At 61.9% G+C, this 15,955-nt stretch carries 13 protein-coding genes and 1 pseudogene; 5 read left to right on the top strand and 9 right to left on the bottom strand.

The window, feature by feature from the left end:
- Positions 1 to 2 precede the first annotated feature (2 nt).
- Together AC54AF_RS15190 and AC54AF_RS15185 are read right to left on the bottom strand one after the other, a co-directional pair.
- Complete coding sequence (locus AC54AF_RS15190; protein ID WP_070302926.1) at positions 3 to 602, bottom strand: MarC family protein; 600 nt, start codon at positions 600 to 602, stop codon at positions 3 to 5.
- Positions 603 to 720: 118 nt separating this feature from the next.
- Positions 721 to 1,509, bottom strand: a complete 789-nt coding sequence (locus AC54AF_RS15185; RefSeq protein WP_496637197.1) for an AraC family transcriptional regulator — start codon at positions 1,507 to 1,509, stop codon at positions 721 to 723.
- A gap of 101 nt (positions 1,510 to 1,610) precedes the next feature.
- Here AC54AF_RS15185 and AC54AF_RS15180 point away from each other — a divergent pair, with 101 nt between their 5' ends.
- The 3 genes from AC54AF_RS15180 to AC54AF_RS15170 all read left to right on the top strand — a co-directional run bounded on the left by AC54AF_RS15180 (position 1,611) and on the right by AC54AF_RS15170 (position 5,928).
- Positions 1,611 to 2,525, top strand: a complete 915-nt coding sequence (locus AC54AF_RS15180) for a DMT family transporter (RefSeq protein ID WP_496637196.1) — start codon at positions 1,611 to 1,613, stop codon at positions 2,523 to 2,525.
- 40 nt (positions 2,526 to 2,565) lie between these two features.
- The gene (locus tag AC54AF_RS15175; protein WP_496637195.1) at positions 2,566 to 3,777 is read left to right on the top strand and encodes a toxin-antitoxin system YwqK family antitoxin; all 1,212 of its coding nucleotides are present in this window, start codon (positions 2,566 to 2,568) and stop codon (positions 3,775 to 3,777) included.
- A gap of 414 nt (positions 3,778 to 4,191) precedes the next feature.
- Entirely contained in the window at positions 4,192 to 5,928 is a 1,737-nt protein-coding gene (locus AC54AF_RS15170) for a methyl-accepting chemotaxis protein (RefSeq protein ID WP_496637194.1), read from the top strand.
- A gap of 13 nt (positions 5,929 to 5,941) precedes the next feature.
- On the opposite strand, the pseudogene AC54AF_RS15165 reads toward AC54AF_RS15170, so the two are convergent.
- Positions 5,942 to 6,364: pseudogene (locus tag AC54AF_RS15165) on the bottom strand (AI-2E family transporter); the annotation flags it as partial.
- Between the two features lie 114 nt (positions 6,365 to 6,478).
- A complete protein-coding gene (locus tag AC54AF_RS15160) occupies positions 6,479 to 7,375 on the bottom strand; it encodes an AraC family transcriptional regulator (RefSeq protein WP_496637193.1) in 897 nt (298 codons plus the stop codon).
- 182 nt (positions 7,376 to 7,557) lie between these two features.
- On the opposite strand from AC54AF_RS15160, the gene AC54AF_RS15155 reads away from it, so the two are divergent.
- A complete protein-coding gene (locus AC54AF_RS15155; protein ID WP_496637192.1) occupies positions 7,558 to 8,319 on the top strand; it encodes an SDR family NAD(P)-dependent oxidoreductase in 762 nt (253 codons plus the stop codon).
- A 3-nt stretch (positions 8,320 to 8,322) separates the two neighbouring features.
- On the opposite strand, the gene AC54AF_RS15150 is transcribed toward AC54AF_RS15155, so the two are convergent.
- Positions 8,323 to 9,339, bottom strand: a complete 1,017-nt coding sequence (locus AC54AF_RS15150) for a hypothetical protein (RefSeq protein WP_496637191.1) — start codon at positions 9,337 to 9,339, stop codon at positions 8,323 to 8,325.
- A 123-nt stretch (positions 9,340 to 9,462) separates the two neighbouring features.
- Here AC54AF_RS15150 and AC54AF_RS15145 point away from each other — a divergent pair, with 123 nt between their 5' ends.
- The gene (locus AC54AF_RS15145; protein WP_496637190.1) at positions 9,463 to 9,831 is read left to right on the top strand and encodes a hypothetical protein; all 369 of its coding nucleotides are present in this window, start codon (positions 9,463 to 9,465) and stop codon (positions 9,829 to 9,831) included.
- Here AC54AF_RS15145 and AC54AF_RS15140 read toward each other — a convergent pair.
- The 4 genes from AC54AF_RS15140 to dnaN all read right to left on the bottom strand — a co-directional run bounded on the left by AC54AF_RS15140 (position 9,810) and on the right by dnaN (position 15,914).
- Positions 9,810 to 10,871, bottom strand: coding sequence for a GGDEF domain-containing protein (locus AC54AF_RS15140; protein WP_496637189.1), 1,062 nt, complete (start codon positions 10,869 to 10,871; stop codon positions 9,810 to 9,812). The two genes, AC54AF_RS15145 and AC54AF_RS15140, sit on opposite strands and share 22 nt — an antisense overlap.
- Before the next feature lie 206 nt (positions 10,872 to 11,077).
- A complete protein-coding gene (locus AC54AF_RS15135) occupies positions 11,078 to 12,010 on the bottom strand; it encodes a bifunctional helix-turn-helix transcriptional regulator/GNAT family N-acetyltransferase (protein ID WP_496637188.1) in 933 nt (310 codons plus the stop codon).
- Between the two features lie 145 nt (positions 12,011 to 12,155).
- Positions 12,156 to 14,654, bottom strand: coding sequence for a DNA topoisomerase (ATP-hydrolyzing) subunit B (gene gyrB / locus AC54AF_RS15130; RefSeq protein WP_496637187.1), 2,499 nt, complete (start codon positions 14,652 to 14,654; stop codon positions 12,156 to 12,158).
- Between the two features lie 153 nt (positions 14,655 to 14,807).
- Positions 14,808 to 15,914: a DNA polymerase III subunit beta gene (gene dnaN, locus AC54AF_RS15125; RefSeq protein WP_071075104.1), complete on the bottom strand. Its 1,107-nt coding sequence runs from the start codon at positions 15,912 to 15,914 to the stop codon at positions 14,808 to 14,810.
- Positions 15,915 to 15,955 lie beyond the last annotated feature (41 nt).

The raw sequence follows: 15,955 nt of genomic DNA, 5'->3' as shown, positions 1-15,955 counted from the left end.
AGTTAAACGGACTTCAGGAACGCGCGTATGCCGGCCAGCAGCATTTCAATGGCCATCGCCGTCAGGATCAAGCCCATCAGGCGTTCAAACGCCGTCATGACTCTTGGACCGAGCGCCCGCTGCAAGCGTTCGGCGCACAGGAAGACGGCCAGCCAGACGACGGCCACGGCCGTGAGTCCCGCCACGTGGGCGATGACTTCGTTCATTTCATGCGAGGAAAACAGCAGCACGGTCGCCAGGGCCGACGGGCCGGCCAGCGCGGGGATGGCCAGCGGCACGATGAACGGTTCGCCGCCCATCTCGTGGTCGCTATTGCCCGCGTTGGGCTGCGGAAACACCATGCGCATGGCGATCAGGAACAGGATCACGCCGCCGCCGATGCGCAGCGCTACTTCCGACAACTGCAAGGCGTTCAGGAAATGGCGGCCGAAGAACATGAACAGCAGCAAGATGCCGAAGGCGATCATGCATTCGCGCACCACGACTTTCCAGCGCCGCTCGACCGGCACCCGTTTCAGGGCATTGACGAACAGGGAAACGTTGCCGAACGGATCGGTAACGAGCAAGAGCAGGATAAAAGTCTGGAAGAAGTTCTGTGTCATGGTGGCGTGAAAATGGGATCAGCAGCGCTGCCAGGATGGGCGCGCTGCGATAAGGCTTGCGATGATAACAAGAGCGGCGGCTATCGCCCATGATTATTGATGCACAGCAGCATTTTTTTTACGCTGCGATGACTTTTGCCTGGTAAAACGCCGTGGGCGTGGTGCCGAAATGCTTTTTGAACATGGCGGCAAACGCGCTCTGGCTCGTGTAGCCATTGTCCATGGCCACGTCGATGACCTTGCCGCCGTGCGCCAATTGTTCCAGCGCCCGCAGCAAGCGCGCCTGCTGGCGCCACTGGCCAAAACGCATGCCTGTCTGTTTCTGGAACAGACGGTGCAGGCTGCGCTCGGTGATCGCCAGTTCCTGCGCCCAGTGGGCCACCGTCTGCTGTTCGCCCGGCTGCGCCATCAGCCGCGCGCAAATGCCGCGCAGGCGCGCATCCACGGGTAAGGGTAGATACAGGGGCAGCACGGGCAGGCTGTCGAGCTCGTGCAACAGCAATTGCAGCAGATGCCAGTCGCGGCTGCCTTCCGTGAAATCGGGCGCGATGTCGACGGCCGCCACGATCAGTTGCCGCAGCAGGGGGCTGATGTCGAGCACGCAGCTGTGGCGCGGCAGCAGCGGAGAGCTGGCGCAGTCGATGAAGACGGTGCGCATTTTCACCGCGCCGCTCATGCGCACCTGGTGCGCGATGCCGGGCTGTAGCCACACGCCGCGCGTGGGCGGCACCACCCAGCGCCCGCCCTGCGCCTCGATGGTCATCACGCCCTCGATGGCGTACAGCAATTGCGCGTGCGTGTGGCGGTGCACGGAAATCACGTGGCCATGCGCATAGTCGACGGCCAGCGCCATGGCGCGCGCCGTGACGGGCAGCAATTCCTGAAAGGCGGGGGAGGTGCAATCCATCAAATAAGGTCATTTTTGCGATAGGTTCAGACATTTTAGCGCGAGAAGGCGCCCCGCACCTGCGGCAAGATGAATACCCGCAATGTTTTATGGAGCCTCGCATGCCTGTGCGCGCCTTTTTGTATCCATTCCTGGCCATGCTGCTGTGGGCCGGCAACGTCGTCGTCTCGAAACTGGCCGCGTCCAGCATCGCCCCCACGGCCATCACCTTTTACCGCCTGGTGCTGGTGCTGTTGGTGATGACGCCGTTCATCGCCCGTCCGCTGTGGCGCAACCGCGCCGCCATCCGCCGCCAGTGGTGGCAACTGGCCCTGTGCGGCGTGATGTCGATGGCGCTGTTCCAGAGCCTGTCCTACCGCGCCGCCGAATCGACGACGGCGACGAATATGGCCATCGTCACGGCGCTGGCGCCGCTGATGACGGCCCTGCTCAGCGTGCTGCTGCTGGGCGAGCGCCTGACGCTCGGCATGGCGGCCGGCGGCGTGCTGTCGTTTGGCGGCTTGCTGTACCTGGTGGGGCGCGGCGACGTGCTGGCCCTGTTGCAGCAGGGCGTGCATGCGGGCGATGCGCTGATGCTGCTGGCCTGCCTGAGCTTCGCTCTGTACGGCGTGCTGCTGCGCCGCTGGCGTTTGTCCATTCCCGCCTGGCAAGCCATTTATTGCCAGGCGCTGGCGGCCCTGGCGTGCATGCTGCCGCTGTTCCTGCTGCTGCCGGCCGGCAACGCCAGGCTGGACGCCACCACCTTGCCTTTGATCGGCTATGCGGGTATCGGCTCATCCATCGTCTTGTCCTATCTGTGGATCGAAGGCGTGAAACTGCTGGGGCCGAACCGTTGCAGCATCTACGTCAACCTGCTGCCCTTGCTGACGGCCTTGCTGGCCATCGTCTGGCTGCACGAAAGCATGCATGTGTACCACCTGGCCGGCGGCGGCATTTCGCTGCTGGGCGTGCTGCTGGCGCAGACGGTGCAGCGGCCGCTGTTTGGCCGGCGTCCTGGCGTGTCCGGCCTTGCCTGAATGGCCATGCATAATGGCGGTTTTCGGCAGTGGAGTTGACATGCGGCAAATATTTTGGACGAGCGCGATGGCGGCGCTGCTGGCGCTGGGTACCTTGGCGCCAGCGCAGGCGGCAGCACGTTTTTATGCAGGCCAGCCGATGGCCTACCCCAGCGTCATCGAGCGCCGCGATGGCGGCGTGGTGCTGGCCTTCCTGCGGGAAAATGGCGAAGTCAATGGCTACTACTGCCAGTGCAATGAGGGCAGCGAAAAACGCATGAACCTGGACAAGTATGGCAAGGTCAGCATCGCGGCCGTGTTCCAGCTTGATCTCGACAGCGAAGGCGAAACGACGTTCGTGCTCAGCCGCAGTGATGTCGCCTACGGCTTGCATGCCTACCGCTACGAGCGCAGCGGCGGCAGGATGTTCAAGGTGGCCACCTTGCAGCCTGCGCTGGACGCCATCGTGCGTGGCGCGACAACCATGGACGAAGCGCGGGTGCGCGCCGCGCTGGCCCGTTTGCAGCTGATCGATTACAGCATCGATTACGCGCCCACGGGCGTGGCCGAGTTCGACGCCATCGAGCATGCGCACGGCACCCTGGTCGGCTATTTCAATATCGATGGCGACTTGTTGCCCGGCAAGCCGGCCGATGCGCCCGCGTTCGCCTATAAAAAAACTTTCCAGAAAAAGGATGGCCAGGATGGTCATTTCCTCACGGTGACCTATCTGCTGGGCAAGGGCTGGCAAGGGAGCCGCGCGCCCAGCTACCACGTCAAGTGGATCACCTGGGAAACGCAGCCGCAACGCTTTGCCGCCAGCCAGGACGGGGTACTCATCGAATACGACGTGAATGGCTACATCGGCAGCGTGTTTGCCCGCGGCCAGTATGTGCAGGGCAAGCGTACCGGCATATGGCACTACGAAGAGCCGAACACCATCCGCTCGTCTGGCGCCTTTGTCGACGACAAGGCGGAAGGACCATGGACGTATGCAAGCGGCGATGAAACGACGACGGGACTGATGATCAAGGGCCAGCGCACGGGCCGCTGGGAAGTGAGCCCGGGCGTGGCCGAATGGCGCGCAGCGGACATGCACAGCTTCACCGGTTTCGACCATTTCGTGAAAGACCGCTTGAATGGGCCCAGCGAGCGCCGCATCGATGGCGTGCTGCAATGGCAGGGCAACTATGTGAACGGCAAGAAGCAGGGCCAGTGGGTCGAACCTGGCGGTGGCGGTCTGTACGTCGATGACGTGAAACAGGGGCCGTGAAAGTCGACGCCGGACGGTGGCTGGCACGTGCTGACCATGCTCGACTGCAAGCTCATGACAGAAACCGTCTATTAACATAACTGGCATTCCGGCGCGACCGCGCACGACAGCGGAATGCCCGTTCTGCGCAAAAAACATCATCCGCTTGTTACAAAGTGTGAAAATCCATGCTGGATATTGCTACTGGTAATCTTTCCCTGTATCTTGCAGTCAGGAAATTAAAAGTACGGGAAACCTCGACCTCGTTGCCCTGTATTGCACTCCTGACGATATGCGCGGGCCGCCTTCCCCCCTGCCGCCGCACACGCCGTATCGATCTGTCCTGAACAATTCACGTGACCCGCCTCTCTGGCGCTTGCTGCCATCCCATTTGGCCAGCGCAGGCATGGTTGCGCCCCTACCAAGGAAAATTGCATGCTGTCGAACATAACAATAAAAATGCGCCTGATTGCCACCATGAGTGTGCTGGGCGTGCTGACCGCCGTGCTGGGCGTCATGAGTATCATCAGCCTGAAATCGGCCAACAACAGCCTCAACGAGGTCTACAGCAATCAGCTGGCATCGACGCAAGCCATCGGCGAGTCGCAGATTCTGCTGGGCCGCGCCCGGTTCACGATGGACCGCGTGATGGTGCACCCCGAAGCGGCCAATGCCAAGGAGACCCTGGCGCGTGCCGAAACGTTCATGGAAGCGTCCAACAAGTCCTGGAAGGTGTACCTGGCCTTGCCGCAAGGCGCGGACGAAAAGCGCCTGTCCGACGACATGGACAAGAAGCGCAGCGAGTACATCAGCAACGGTTTGCTGGTCATGAGCAAGGCTTTGCGTGACGGCAATGTCGCACAGGCGGACGGTTTGATGATGACGGGGCTGACGCCGCTGTACCGCACCCTGGACCAGGCGGCCGAAACCTTGACGCAATTCCAGGCCACCTCGGCCGCCAGGATGTATGCGGAAAGCCAGTCCAGCTACCGTACCCAGGTGGCCATGGCCATCGGCGGCATGATCGTCGGTGCCTTGCTGACCATTATTTCCAGCATCTTGCTGCTGCGTGCCATCTTTAACCCGCTGGACCAGGCCCTGCGCCATTTCGGCGCCATTTCCGACGGCAACCTGGCCAATGACATCGTCATCACGCGCCACGACGAGATGGGCGCCTTGCTGACGGGCTTGCAGAAAATGCAGGAACGCCTGTCGACCACCGTGCGCGGCGTGCGCGACGGCAGTGGCGCCATCGCCACGGCCAGCAATGAAATCGCTTCGGGCAACCTGGATCTGTCGAGCCGCACGGAGCAGCAAGCGTCGAGCCTGGAAGAAACGGCCTCCTCGCTGGAAGAGCTGACCTCGACCGTCAAGCAGAATTCCGACAATGCGCGCCAGGCGAACCAGTTGGCCGTCTCCGCATCGGACGTGGCCGTCAAGGGCGGCGCGCTGGTAGCGCAAGTGGTCGACACCATGGGCAGCATCAGCGAATCGTCGAAAAAGATTGCCGACATCATCGGCGTGATCGATGGCATCGCCTTCCAGACGAACATCCTGGCCCTGAACGCGGCCGTGGAAGCGGCCCGTGCCGGCGAACAGGGGCGTGGCTTTGCCGTCGTCGCCACGGAAGTGCGCAATCTGGCGCACCGCTCGGCCTCGGCTGCCAAGGATATCAAGGTGCTCATCGAAGCGTCGGTGCAGAACGTGGGCGCCGGTAGCGCGCTGGTCAGCCAGACGGGCACGACGATGGACGAGATCGTGGCCAGCATCCGCCGCGTGACGGACATCATGGGCGAAATCAGCGCCGCCGGCCATGAGCAGGAACTGGGCATCGGCCAGATCAATCAAGCCGTGGCGGAAATGGATACCGTGACGCAACAGAATGCGGCGCTGGTGGAGGAAGCGGCGGCCGCCTCGGAAGCGATGCAGGAACAGGCGGCGGCGCTGGCCGAGATGGTCAGCATTTTCAAGCTCGACGCCGCCCACAGCGGCCCGGCTCCCGCCAAGCCTGCCTTGCGCAAGCCTGTCGTGGCCGCCACCACCAGCACGGCCCTGAAACGCCCGGCGCTGCGCCTGGCGCCAACCCGCGCTGCGGCAGCACCTGCCCCTGCTGCAAAACCGCGTCCGGCCAAGCCCGCTGCTGATAATAGCGGCGAGTGGGAAGAATTCTAAGTGACTGCTTAAGTTACTGCGCTGGCAGGGTGGCCTTGCTGCCCTGTTCCTGCAAGCGCGCCGCCTCGGCCAAGGCCTGGGCGCGCGCTTCCTCTGCCGCCTGTTCCGCTTTCTCATGCGCATCATGGCGCGCCTGCAAGGCCGCCCGCGCACGCACGAAGACGATCTTGATGGCCGCCATCACGGGCATGGACAGGAAGATGCCGACCACGCCCCCCAACTGGTCGCCGGCCAGCAAGCCGACGATCACCATCGGCGGGCTCACTTCCACGCCTTCGCTCATTAAATATGGGTTGACCACGTAATCCTGGAACAGACGGTAGGCGGCGATAAAGCCGATCAGCCAGAACACGTGCTCGAAACCGCTGAAACCGGCCACGACCACGGCGATGACGGCCGCCGCCAGCGGGCCGGCAAACGGGATGAATTCCAGCAAGGTCGGCAATTGATGTTCAATAGATGCGCAGGGCAGGGATTCGGCGTAGCCGCACAGAAAAAATCATACCGCAAAATAGCACAATGCCATTTGCCTATGCGTGGGGGCAATCTTTCAGTGCTGCATGACATCACCCGCCACCCGTTCGCGGCTGGGGGGCGTACCGAACATGCGCGTGTATTCGCGGCTGAATTGCGAGGCACTTTCATAGCCCACCTGATACGCGGCTTGCGAGGCATTGGCCGCGCGCGTGACGATCAGGCGCCGCGCTTGCAGCAGACGCAGCTGTTTTTGATATTGCAGCGGCGTCAGCGACGTGATGCTCTTGAAGTGCGCATGGAAGGACGAGACGCTCATGCCGGCCAGCGCCGCCAGGCGCCCGATGCCGATGGGGGCGGCAAAATCCGCTTGCATCAGGTGGATGGCTTCGGCGATGCGCAGGGTGCGGCTGTCGGGCGCCACCAGGCGGCGTAATTGTTCGCCTTGCGGGCTGCACAGCAGCCAGTAATACAGTTCGCGCAGGATGGATGGCGCCAGCATGGCGATGGCGCGCGGCTGGCCCAGCAGTCGCACCAGCCGCAGCAGGCAATCGGCCGCCTGCTCTTCCAGCCGTCCCACGAAGACGCCCAGCGCCGCCGTGCCCGGCGCGACAGCCTCCCCGTCGAGCTGGCGTATCACGTCCTGCAACAGCTTGACGTCGAGTTCGAGGATTAGCGCAAGGAAGGGATGCTCCGGCGTGGCGTGCGTCACCCTGCCAAGAATAGGCAAGTCCACGCTGACAATCAAAAAATCCATGGCGCCGTAATCGAACAGCGCATCGCCCAGCATCACTTGCTTGGCACCTTGCACGGCCAGGCACAGGGCGGGCGTGTACAGCGCATAGGCGGGCAGGGTTTTTTCGCCTATGCGCATCAGTTTCAGCGCCGCGATCTCGGTCGCATAAAAGCCATCCGGCGTGTCGCGCGTTGCGGTATGCGCGGCGATGGCGGCCGCCAATGAGTTAGTGGACATGGCATTCCCGGTCTGATAGCAGCGACGGTGTTGACTATTTTTTGTGCAGCCATCGTAGCGTGCCTGTTAGTTGGCTGGCAAGCTGTTTGGAGTTTTAGGCATGGAATGTGGAGTTTTGCCTATTCACGCGGACTGTCTGCGGCGCGACACTGGTCGCCTCTTCACCCACCCAAGGAATGCACATGTCAACCACTCAAACAATCGCACTGGTGACGGGCGCCAGCCGCGGCCTGGGCCGCAATGCCGCCCTGCACCTGGCCCGGCAAGGCGTCGACGTCATCCTCACCTACCATGCGCAACGTGGCGAAGCCGAAGCGGTGGCGGCCGAAATCGGGCTACTGGGCCGCCGCGCCGCCGTCTTGCAACTCGATTGCGGCGACGTGGCCTCGTTCGACGGTTTTTCGCATGCGCTGCAAGCCACCTTGCAAAGCTGGGGTCGCGATACCCTGGATTATCTGGTCAACAATGCCGGCATCGGCCTGATGGCGCCGTTTGCCGATACCAGTGAGGCCATGTTCGATCAGCTCATGAATGTCCATTTCAAGGGCGTCTACTTCCTGACCCAGACTCTGCTGCCAGTGATCGCCGATGGCGGGCGCATCCTGAACCTGTCGAGCGGCTTGACCCGCTTCAGCTTGCCGGGCATGTCGGCCTACGCGGCCATGAAGGGCGCGGTCGAGGTGATGACGCGCTACCTGGCCAAAGAATTGGGCGCGCGCGGCATCACCGTCAACACGGTGGCGCCGGGCGCCATCGCCACGGATTTCGGCGGCGGCGACGTGCGCGACAATCCGCAGACGAACCAGTTCATCGCCGCGCAAACGGCGCTGGGCCGCGTGGGCCAGCCGGATGACATCGGCGCCATGATCGCCTCGCTGTTGTCGGACAGCAACCGCTGGGTCAATGGCCAGCGCATCGAAGTCTCGGGTGGCGCCTACTTGTAGGAGCTATTCTTTCTTCCAGCTGGCCACGGTGATGAAGACGCTGTCTTTCTTGCCCTGTTCGCGCAAGGTCACCGTGTAGCGGCCGCTCGTATCGCTGCCCGTGAACACCACCTTGTCGTCATGCCCCTTCACTTGCGCGCCCTTGGCCAGTTTGGCGTAGGTGTTGAGCACCCAGTGGAAGTCGGCATAGCTGCGCAGGGTGATGCTGGCATCGGGCATGGGCTCGTCGCCGGCTTCGGCCGCTTCCGTGGGCGTGCGCATGGGCAAACCGGCCAGGCCCGCCGGCGCGATGAGTTTGCCGCCGCTGGAGCTGCTGTTGAGTTCCGCGTTCGGCAGCAGCAGGTGCTGCAAGCTGGGGGGGAAGCCGGGCGGCACGTCGCGCTGCTCCCAGCCGGGCTGGTCGGGGCGGGTGGTGATGTATTCCACCACAGCAATGCTTTGCCGCTGGTGCGGCGCAGCCTGCGCCAGCATGGGCGGCAGTTGCCGCGCCCACACGAGCAGCGGCGCGGCCATCTCATCCTCCGCGTCCGGTGGCAGGAACAAGGTCAGCACGGCATGCGTGGATGGCAGGCAGGCGGGTGCGGCATCGCCGATGGCGGCCTGGCAATGGCCGTTGACAAGGGCCAGCGCCAACAGCTTGCGTTGCGGGTCGAACAGCATGGCGGCGCGCTGCGCACCGTGCGTGCCGGCATCGATGGAGGCCAGCACCGAGCGTCCGTCGGGCAGCATGGTGCGCTCGATGTCATGCAGCGAACGCATGCTGTCGAGCACCTGGAGCGCGACCAGGGTATCGCCCTGCGTATAGTCGCCACGCGCATAGCCCAGCAGCCGGAAGACGTCGGCGCGGATTTGTGGATGCTCGTTCAGGCTGAGCGGTGGCGACGGCACGGAGACGGGCACGGTGGCGGCCACGAAGGCGGCATCCTCGGCAGAAATGGCTTGTGCCATGCTGGAAAGCGGCAGGCACAGGGCGGCGCACAGCGACAGCATGCGAAAAGTGATGTTTCCTCGGGTGTTCAATGGCTATCCTTCTCGGGACGCCATGCCGGAGGGCTTGCCGGCATGCGCGGGCCGCGATCTTAGCATTTCAGGAATGAAACGCTTTCTGCTAAGCTCGGCTATTGAATCACTGTCCCGCTTGCCATGGCCAAGATCACCATTTCCTGCCGTATTCCCGTCGACGATGCGGTCGTGACCGAGTTCCTGCACAAGTACGGGGTCTACTCGCGTCTCGGCGCGGCCAGGAAATTGCGCATGGGAGAGAAGGGCTGTTTCTATACCTGCTCCTTGTATCAAGATGACCACGCCAAGGTAAGCCGTCTGATCCGCCGCATGCTGGCCTTCTTCGAGAGCAAGGACATTCCCTTGACCATCCTCAAGATCGGCGCCCAGGACAGCTGGGATGAGGTGGACCCGGAGCAGCGCGACCCCTGGAAGATTGCGCCACAAGCGTTGCTGGCGCTGCTCGATGCAGCGCCCAACGGCAATGCTCAGGCGGCGTTGAGCACGTAGCGGTTCTTGCCGCTTTTCTTGGCCTGGTACAGCGACTCATCGGCACGCCGGTAGCTGTGCGACAAGTCCGCTTCCTTGATCAGTTCCGCCATGCCGATGCTGACGGACACCTTGCGTTCCGGCACGAAAGCCGCCTCGACGCTGTCGACCAGCTGCGCGGCAAAGGCGCAGGCCGCGTTCTTTTCACCCAGGTAAATGACGGCGAATTCCTCGCCACCCAGGCGGCCGCACAGGTGCTCGCCCGACAGCCCCGCGATGAGGTCGGCGATCTTTTTCAGCACCTCATCGCCCGCGTCATGGCCGTACACGTCATTGATCTGCTTGAAGTCGTCGATGTCGATCATCAGAAAATATGCGGGCGTGTGCGCCGTGCGCTGCAGGATGCGGGCGCTTTGCGTGAACATGCGGCGATTGTTGAGCCCGGTCAAGCCATCCTTGTAAGCCATCGTCGCCAGTTCGCGCTGGGCGCGGTAGTTATGGATGCGCAAGACGAGAAAATAGATATTCAGCGCCAGGCCGATGATCACGCTGATAGTGACGGCCAGCACCGGCCAATGCTGGTCAGCCTGTCCCGCATGCACGGGAAACTGCCCCAGCCCCAGGATGGCCCACACGCACAGCGACACGCCCAGGTAATACGCGATGCCGCTGAAGATGGGCGCCGTCGTCAGGGTGATCATCACCCCCAGCGGCAATACCCAGAACGAGGGATCTTCCGTGCCCAGCATCAGCACGCGAAAGCTGAAAGCGATGAACAGCACGCTGATGGTGCCGCTGACGATGATCGCTTGCAGCGACTTCGCATACTTGGTCAGCACCAGCCCGACCAGCATGCCCGTCACGCCCAGCGCCGCCTGCGCATGATCGAGCGAAGCGCGCGGCAAGGTCAGGCTGAACGTGACCAGCCAGCAAGCCAGGCCAAACGTCAGGATGGCTATCGAAATGAAATGCAGTTCCTTGAAAAAGCGCTGCTGCTGCTCCCGTTCTCCTGAAAAGAACAGGTAATAGAAGGCAGGAGACAGGCTGCGCGAAGTGAACATGACATTTGTCCAGGCAGACAACACGCCTTGCGGCAGGGACGCCTCCCGGCAACGGCAGGCGGCTTGGCGCGCGCACAAAATTAGTTGCGCTCAGGAACTAGTGTACTGGTTTCTTGGGGGCAGTGGGGAGATGAGCGAGGAAATCGGCGGCCACTGTCCTCGTGTCGCCACAGTCGCTTTCACATCAGGAGCTGTCAAGCGCCTGCTTACAGGCCACGCGCCAGCACCTGGCCGATCAAGTCCTTGCCAAAGCTGTGATGCGCCTCTTCCTCGACCAGCTGGAAGCCGGCCTTGTCGTAGATGCGGCGTGCGTCGGTGAGTATGCTGTTGGTCCACAACACCATTTTCATGTAGCCGACCTGGCGGCTGAAGCGCAGGCATTCCTCGACGAGGCGGCTGCCGATGCCCAGGCCGCGCGCGCAGGGATCGACATACAGCAGGCGCAGCTTGGCCGTCGTGTCATCCTGGCGCACGATGAAGACGGAACCGATTACCTTGCCGTCCTTCTCTGCGATCCAGCAGCGCTCGCGGGCCGGGTCGAATTCCCGCACGAACTTGGCGAGGATCTCGGCAACGAGTGCCTCGTACTCGTTGTTCCAGCCATATTCCTGCGCATACAGCACAGCTTGCCGGTGGATGATCCAGCCCATGTCGCCCGGCTGCGGATTGCGCAGGATATAACTGGGCGATGAACTGGGCGATCCCTCCCCCAGCAAACCCTGGATTTGCTCCATGGCAGAGACCAACTCCTGCTGCGCCGTCGGCGGCAAGCGCTCCAGCATGGCAGCGACTTCGTGCCGCGAGGCGTCGACCAGGGACGCGAGGGTGCGCTGTCCCTGTTCGGTCAGCTGCAATTGCGCCGCGCGCGCATCCGTCGGCGAGCGCGTCTTGGCGATCAGCCCCTGCTTTTCGAAGCCGGCAATGACCCGGCTCAGATAGCCCGCGTTCAAGCCCAGTTCGCGGCACAGGTCCGCGCTGGTCAGTTGCGCCTGATGCGCCAGTTCATACAGGATGCGCACCTCTGTCAGCGAAAACGCGCTGTCGAGCAAGTGTTCATGCAGTACGCCAATCTGACGCGTATAGAAACGGTTGAAACGACGCACGGTCTCCGTGCGTTCGCCGAGTTGATCCGCCTGCATGTGATAGCTCCCAGTTGCTTGCTTATGGCATATTATTGCTTGCTTTTAGCAAGTATGTCAATCTGGTAGCAGGATACTGGCGTGCATAAAAAAAGCGGCCCTGAAGAGGGCCGCCTTGGCTGCAACGGAAACCAAGGACGCTGGCTTACACGTCAATATTGCCCGCCCGCAGCGCATTATTTTCAATAAACGCCCTGCGCGGCTCCACATCATCGCCCATCAGCGTCGTGAAGATTTGATCTGCCGCAATCGCGTCTTCGATCTGCACTTTCAACAGGCGGCGCACGGTCGGGTCCATCGTGGTTTCCCACAGCTGGTCCGGGTTCATCTCGCCCAGACCTTTGTAGCGCTGTTTCGAGACGGTGCGTTCGGCTTCGTCGCGCAGCCATTGCATGGCGTGGTGGAAGTCGACCACGGCGATTTCCTTCATGCGCTCGCCTTCGCCGCGGCGCACGAAGGCGCCTTCGCCGATCAGGCCTTCGAAGGTGGCGGCGCCGCTGCTCAGCACGGCGTAGTCGGGGCCTTGCACGAAGTCGGCGTCGATGGCGCTGACTTTGACGTTACCGTGGTGCATGCGTTCGATGCGCAGCATGTGTTTTTCCGACAGGTCGTCGGAACGCACGTGCACGCGCACGGCGCTGTCGTTGATGGCCGTCTGCAGGGCCAGGGCGGAGGTTTCCGCCAGGTCCAGGGTCGACAGGTCCAGCTGCACGCCCGTCATGATGGCCGTCAGGGCGGCGCGGTCGATGACGCGCGTCAGGCGCGTCATGATGGTGTTCGACAGGTTGAACTTGCGCACCAGTTCCGTCAGGGTCTCGCCGGAAATGCCTTCCGCGCCTGTGCGCGGCACCAGCACGGCCGTGTTCAGCGCCACCGTCATCATGTAGCTCGCTTCCTCGGCGTCATCTTTCAGATAGCGCTCGTCGCGGCCCGATTTCACCTTGTACAGCGGCGGTTGCGCGATATAGATGTGGCCGCGTTCGACCAGTTGCGGCATCTGGCGGTAGAACAGGGTCAGCAGCAGGGTGCGGATGTGGGCGCCGTCGACGTCCGCATCGGTCATGATGATGATGCGGTGGTAGCGCAGCTTTTCGACGTTGAATTCGTCCGGTCCGATCGAGGTGCCGAGCGTGGCGATCAGGGTGGTGATCTGCTCGGACGACAGCATTTTTTCGAAGCGGGCTTTTTCCACGTTCAAGACTTTACCGCGCAGCGGCAGGATGGCCTGGAACTTGCGGTCGCGCCCTTGTTTTGCGGAGCCACCTGCCGAGTCACCCTCGACGATGTACAGTTCGCACAGGGCGGGGTCTTTTTCCTGGCAGTCGGCCAGCTTGGCCGACAGGCCCAGGCCGTCCATGATGCCCTTGCGGCGCGTCAAGTCGCGGGCCTTGCGTGCCGCTTCGCGGGCGCGCGCCGCTTCGACGATCTTGCCGCAAATGATCTTGGCGTCGTTCGGTTTTTCTTGCAGGTAATCGGCCAGGGTCTTGGCGACGATCTCTTCGACGGGGCCGCGCACTTCGCTCGATACCAGCTTGTCTTTCGTCTGCGACGAGAATTTCGGTTCCGGCACTTTCACCGACAAGACGCAGGTCAGGCCTTCGCGCATGTCGTCGCCGCTGATTTCCACTTTCGCCTTCTTGGCGAACTCGTGTTCATCGATGTATTTGTTGATTACGCGCGTCATGGCCGCGCGCAAGCCCGTCAGGTGGGTGCCGCCGTCGCGTTGCGGGATGTTATTCGTGAAGCACAACACCTGTTCATTGTAGGCATCGTTCCACTGCATCGACACGTCGACCGAGATGTTCGTGTTCTGGTCGGACATGCGCTCGCCCGTGGCCTGGAAAATGGTCGGGTGCAAGACCGATTTGGCCTTGTTGATGTATTCGACGAAGCCGCGCGTGCCGCCTTCGAAGGCGAACACTTCTTCCTTGCCCGTGCGCTGGTCGGACAACTTGATGTTGACGCCATTGTTCAGGAAGGACAGTTCGCGGATGCGCTTGGCCAGGATTTCGTAGTGGAATTCCACGTGCGTGAAAATCTCTTCGTCGGCCCAGAAGTGCACGTCGGTGCCGCGCTTGTCCGTGTCGCCGATGACCTTGATCGGCGAGGTGGCGATGTCGCCGACCATGACGATCTGGCGGTCTTGCGGCACGCCGCGCACGAATTCCATGTGATGCACTTTGCCATCGCGGCGGATGGTCAGTTTCAGCAATTTCGACAGGCCATTCACGCAAGACACCCCCACGCCGTGCAAGCCGCCCGAGACTTTGTACGAGTTCTGGTCGAACTTGCCGCCGGCGTGCAGCTCGGTCATGACGATTTCCGCCGCCGAACGCTTCGGATCGTGCTTGTCGTCCATTTTCAGGCCGGTCGGCACGCCGCGGCCATTGTCGGTGATCGAGATCGAGTTGTCGCTGTGGATGGTGACGTGGATTTCCGTGCAGTGGCCGGCCAGCGATTCATCGATCGAGTTGTCCAGCACTTCGAATACCAGATGGTGCAAGCCGGTGCCGTCCGAGGTGTCGCCAATGTACATGCCCGGGCGTTTGCGCACGGCTTCCAGGCCTTCCAGGATCTGGATGGAGGAGGCGCCGTATTCTTCCGTTTTGGCCTGGATCGGGGTGTCTTGTGGATTCTCGGACATGGACTGCTTTCTCAAATAACGATTGCTGATTGATTCGGGGCTGCTGGCTGATGACCGTAGGTCGGGTTAGCCGGAACGGCGTAACCCGACAGACGGCGATTCAGCATGTCGGATTACGCTGCGTTAATCCGACCTACGTCATTGCTGTGGTCTTTAGATGCGCATCGGCATGACGACATACTTGAAGTCGGCATTGTCGGGGATGGAGATCAGGGCGGACGAGTTCGAGTCGCCCAGTGCGATGTTGACGTATTCGCATTTCAGGTTGTTCAGCACGTCCAGCAGATACGTCACGTTGAAGCCGATGTCGACGGAGTCGCCGCCGTAATCGATTTCCAGCTCTTCAACGGCTTCTTCCTGGTCCGCATTGGTCGAGCTGATCTTCATGCTGCCCGGGGTGATGATGCAGCGCACGCCCTTGAACTTGTCGCTGGTCATGATGGCGGCACGTTGCAGCGAGCGCAGCAGTTCATCGCGGCCGATGGTGAAGTCGTTCTTGTAGCCTTTTGGAATCACGCGCGTGTAGTCGGGGAACTTGCCTTCCACCAGTTTCGAGATCAGCTCGATGTCGGCAAAGGTCAGTTTCACCTGGTTGGCGGCGATGTCCAGCTGTACCGGCTCATCGTTCTCTTCCAGCAGGCGCTGCAGTTCGATGATGGTCTTGCGCGGAATAATGACTTCCTGGCGCGCGAACGTCTGCTCGGTGGCGACCTGGCAAAACGCCAGGCGGTGGCCGTCGGTGGCCACGGCGATGACATTATTGCCATCCAGAACCAGCAGCAAGCCGTTCAGGTAGTAGCGGATGTCTTGCTGCGCCATCGAGAAATGCACCATGTTGAACAGGTGCTTCAAGGTTTTCTGGGGCAGGGTGACGGACGCGTTGTAGCTTTCCGCCTGTTGCACGGTTGGAAACTCTTCCGCCGCCAGGGTTTGCAGGGCGAAGCGCGACTTGCCCGTTTGCACGGTCAGGCGCTTGTTGAGCAGGGTCATCGTGACGTCGCCTGATTCGGGCAGGGCGCGCAGGATGTCCAGCAGCTTGCGCGCGGCCACGGTGGTGCCGGTGACGTCCGCGCCGGAACCGATTTGCGCGTGCGTGGTGATCTGCACTTCGGTGTCGGTCGACAGGAAGGAGACATTTTCACCGTCTTTGCGGATGAGGATATTGGCCAGAATCGGCATAGTGTGCCGACGCTCGACAATACCGCTCACGATCTGCAGTGGCCGGAGAAGGGTATCTCGGGTGGTTTTGACCAATTGCATATTTATCCTCAATGTATAGGTATGAAGTTTAACGTAGTAAT

Source organism: Janthinobacterium sp. JF4 (genome assembly GCF_059617925.1).
This window is presented reverse-complemented; position numbering and strand designations above follow the sequence as displayed.